5 protein-coding genes are annotated in these 3,836 nt (G+C 42.7%); all 5 read left to right on the plus strand.

From position 1 onward, the window contains the following. Window positions 1-487: 487 nt before the first annotated feature. The 5 genes from Q1A69_RS19760 to Q1A69_RS19780 all read left to right on the plus strand — a co-directional run bounded on the left by Q1A69_RS19760 (window position 488) and on the right by Q1A69_RS19780 (window position 3,749). Window positions 488-1,195, plus strand: a complete 708-nt coding sequence (locus Q1A69_RS19760; protein WP_299589530.1) for an alpha/beta fold hydrolase — start codon at window positions 488-490, stop codon at window positions 1,193-1,195. Between the two features lie 68 nt (window positions 1,196-1,263). Continuing rightward, window positions 1,264-1,482: a GDCCVxC domain-containing (seleno)protein gene (locus Q1A69_RS19765; protein ID WP_299589532.1), complete on the plus strand. Its 219-nt coding sequence runs from the start codon at window positions 1,264-1,266 to the stop codon at window positions 1,480-1,482. Window positions 1,483-1,819: 337 nt separating this feature from the next. After that, window positions 1,820-2,200, plus strand: a complete 381-nt coding sequence (locus tag Q1A69_RS19770) for a lysozyme inhibitor LprI family protein (protein WP_299589535.1) — start codon at window positions 1,820-1,822, stop codon at window positions 2,198-2,200. A 314-nt stretch (window positions 2,201-2,514) separates the two neighbouring features. Next, window positions 2,515-2,724 carry a hypothetical protein gene (locus tag Q1A69_RS19775; RefSeq protein ID WP_299589539.1) on the plus strand — a complete coding sequence of 70 codons (210 nt, stop codon included), beginning with the start codon at window positions 2,515-2,517 and terminating at the stop codon, window positions 2,722-2,724. A 542-nt stretch (window positions 2,725-3,266) separates the two neighbouring features. Then, window positions 3,267-3,749: a hypothetical protein gene (locus Q1A69_RS19780; RefSeq protein WP_299589542.1), complete on the plus strand. Its 483-nt coding sequence runs from the start codon at window positions 3,267-3,269 to the stop codon at window positions 3,747-3,749. Window positions 3,750-3,836: the final 87 nt, after the last annotated feature.

The following is a 3,836-nucleotide window of genomic DNA, read 5'->3' on the forward strand; positions in this document are numbered from 1 at the left end:
TGGCTATCTCAGCCCTGAGGCGTTTGAGGAACAACTAGTCGCTTAGTGGTGTGTCCGTCGTTGGTGGGTAGGATCAGGATGTCAATGCTGCCGTTTTAGTTTTCATTGGTCTAGAAATTTTTAAAGGGTAAATATACATAAGAGCCTAGTTTGATTGTTGGTGCCTGCTTTGCTCATATTTACATGACGGGATATCTATCCTTTGGGAGGAATGAGGTGGCAGATTGTCGTAGGCTGTATGAAGTAAGGAAGAAATAGGCATGAAAAACATAAAATAATAGAGAGATGGTGAATACTATGATGTAGAGTCCTAAGTCCTAAGTCCTAAGTCCTAAGTCCTAAGTCCTAAGTCCTAACTGTTGTTTCATAGTTCTTCTTAAAAGAGTGTTTTTTTTCAGATGTTCATTCGTACCGTTAGGGTTTAAATCAAACTTTGTACGCTTTCCATAGGGTGTGCATGGGATATTGATAGCAATGAGGGCAATGCATGGCGGTTTTCGTTTTAGTACATGGTGCCTGGCAAGGTGGTTGGTGTTGGAAGCGAGTAGCAGAACTTCTGCGCGAATCTGGTCATGAAGTATTTACTCCGACCTTAACTGGCCTAGGGGAGCGGGCACATCTCCTGAATAGTAAGATCGATGTGGATACACATATTCAGGATATTCTTGGAGTGATTGAGTGCGAAGAGCTGTCTGATATCATTTTGTGCGGTCATAGCTATGGGGGGATGGTAATTACTGGCGTCGCTGACAAAGTACCTGAACATATTCGCTCTCTTGTTTATCTCGATGCCTTAGTACCAGAAAATGGACAGAGCGCGCTAGATCTCCTACCTACGGAAACGACTTCCAGTTTTCTGGAGAGTGCCAGAACTACAGGTGCAGGATTTCGAGTGGCACCCGGTCGCGCTGGAGATTTTGGGGTCAATATACAAGATCAGGCATGGGTAGATCGGCGTTGCGTAGATCAACCTCTCAAGACTTTTGAGCAGGCAATATATTTAGAGGGGGCGTGGAATCAGATATCCAGGCATGTATACATCTACGCTACGGGGTGGTATCCAGGAATTGGAGAGCAGTTTTTCGATCAGGCCCAACGTGAGGCGGGGTGGGAAGCGATAACTATGCAATGTGGGCATGATGTGATGATAGATAAACCTCAAGAACTAACACAGATTTTGATGGCTTCGATATAATTTTAGATTTAGAGGTATGGAAGTATCTATTTATATGGTTGCAACGCAGGAAAGGGTGTAAATGATTCATGAAAGAATTAATTCTGACATCGATGATTATCTGCCCCGTGTGTAATCACTGCGAAGAGGAAGCTATGCCGGTTGATGCTTGTCAGTGGTTCTACCAGTGCAAGTGCTGTGGGAAATTGTTAACGCCTAAGAAGGGGGATTGCTGTGTATTTTGTTCCTATGGAACGGTCTCGTGCCCACCGGTACAGCAGGGTGGGGGAACCCGTTGCTCACCTTAGAGGTTAGTGGAGGAGAAAAATATTTTCCTCTAACGTTTCCATAGAGGATTTCTGAGCTCAAATTTCCGTCGCAAGGATGTTACTTGTTTGGTATTTAAATACTATGATGAGTGCGGTATATTTTTCAGAGTTAGTGTTTGTCGGTACGCTTTCAGTCTTTGTAAGTGTTCAGATGATGGGTTTTTCGCAGCCTATAAAAGCGCCTAAAGACTTTGAAGGTCATCATTGCTATTTAGTATGATGTATCAACTCATAGGTATTAACTTTATTAGTAATCTATGTGGTATTAAACTGCGCTACTGAAATTCTATTGAAGGGCCAGTTTACGGAGTTGGCTATGAAGGTTCTTTGGTGGCTAGTGTTGCTACTAACCTATTCCTTAGTTGGGATAGACTATGACTGGAATAAATGGCAGGAACAGTGTAACCCAGAAGAGCGAACGCAGCTGGAGCTGAATAAGTGCGCCCACCAACAGTTTCTACTCAGCGATAGTGAGCTAAACGATACTTACAAATTGATTTTGAGGTCTCTTAGGCCGGAACAACAGCAACAATTACGTGCAGAGCAGGGTCTATGGCTTAAGGCTCGTGACTCAAAGTGCCGTGCTCAGGCTGATGATGAAGCTGCAGGAGGGTCTATTTGGCCTATGCTGTATGAATTGTGTCGAGCTAGCGTAACGCAGCATCGAACGCAGGAATTGCGTGACTGGAAGTCATAGCAATAATCACGAAATTTTTTTGGTAATAGTATTTCTAAATCATTTTTTCGTCTGTTGTGCGGCTGGAGTGCCTTTTTAAAAGTTTGACTTTATGAAAGCTATTTTGATGATCTACTGGTTTGCTATTACTACTCTCCCACAAGATTGCCCTAAGGTTTCCTCTGACCTGATGACGGTGGTTGGGCCTCATATCGAGCAACTACGGGGGAGTATACTGTGTACTTTCAGCAAATTCAGGAGATAAAGAGGTAATCCTTTATAGCGTGGGTGGATCTTGTATTGGGCAGGATCAGCCTTCTGGGAGTTGTGGGAACATGGTTGTACAGTATTTAGAAGCTATTGTTGATTCTAAGCCAATTAAACCGTTTAAATATAGTGGGTTTTTAGTAAGTGATTTAAAGTTAGATGGGGACTTAATTCAGCTGAGAGGTAAAAAACTTGGCAAGGACGATCCAAGCTGCTGCCCGAGTATTGATGCAGAATCAACCATAAAGATTTCTAAGAATGGCTTTATTCCTCAGTAAATCCAGGGTAATAAATTACTCTTGTAGTCTGCTAATATTAAATGATCGGATTGGATTATTTGTGAGTAGATAGCTGAATTTGCGAGTCGAATTGGTTGCCTCTTTCATTAATATACCCAAGGAAGCGTTAAAGTGTGAAGCGTATCGCAGTTTAACTCTAATAGATAATAGATAGCCATTTGCGTTTATCTCTTTCCTGAGGTGTCCAAACTCGCGCAGGGGTCTTTTGGTATATTTATCATGCTCAGTGTGGCTTGATCAGTGCACCTCAGGTTGAAGATTAGCTTTTTCAGGTTGTAGATCCTCTGGGGGAAGAGAAGTTCTTATGTTTCCAGCCATACGGATATCCGGCCCTGCTAGAGAATTGAGTCTGAGGCAAGTGTTACATTCTATTTTTTGGGTTTTTTGTAGTGGGTTTTTTCAATTTTGGTTGATCCTAGGTAAGACTGGTATATGATAGTATGGCCCTATATAAGGTAAATATCGTTTCGTGTTTGGTATGTTTTTTGGATTTCCTTCTTAGGTTTCAATGATTGGTAATCATGTTTAAATACGGTTTAACTGCACTGTTAATTTTTGCATTGGCCTCGTGTGACAAGTCTGCTGAGATATCTCGTGATGATACGCTTAGTCCTCATATTGTCTCTGATGGAGTTCAAGAAGATTTTGTGACGCATCAAGATAACCCATTGGAGCTCGATGGGCCCAATGATACTGCTGAAAGCGATGCTTTAGTCGAGCAAGCTGTTGCTGAGAGCGCCGCAGTAGCAACGGGGGGGGAGGGTGAGCCCACTCAGTCAGTGAGCCGTAAACCTATAGATATTAGTGCGGCCTTTGATGAAGAATCTGTTTCTGGAGATGGGTATGATTTCTCCAGAAAAGATACTCTTCCAGACCTTTTTGATCCTAAGGGGAAGGAGAACGGGGTCTCTTTTAAGGGTAAATTAATCAATGATCCAGCAAATCCAGATTACTTCGACTCTGTAGAGGGTGCGGAATTTTCTGTAGAGGTTAAAACCCGCTAACACTATACAGTTCCTGCATTCAACTCTGAAGTGCATCAGTTAATCACCTGGAAAAGAACGGTCAGCTGAAGGTAATATCTGCTGCTT

The organism is uncultured Microbulbifer sp. (assembly GCF_947498635.1).
Lineage (GTDB): Bacteria > Pseudomonadota > Gammaproteobacteria > Pseudomonadales > Cellvibrionaceae > Microbulbifer > Microbulbifer echini.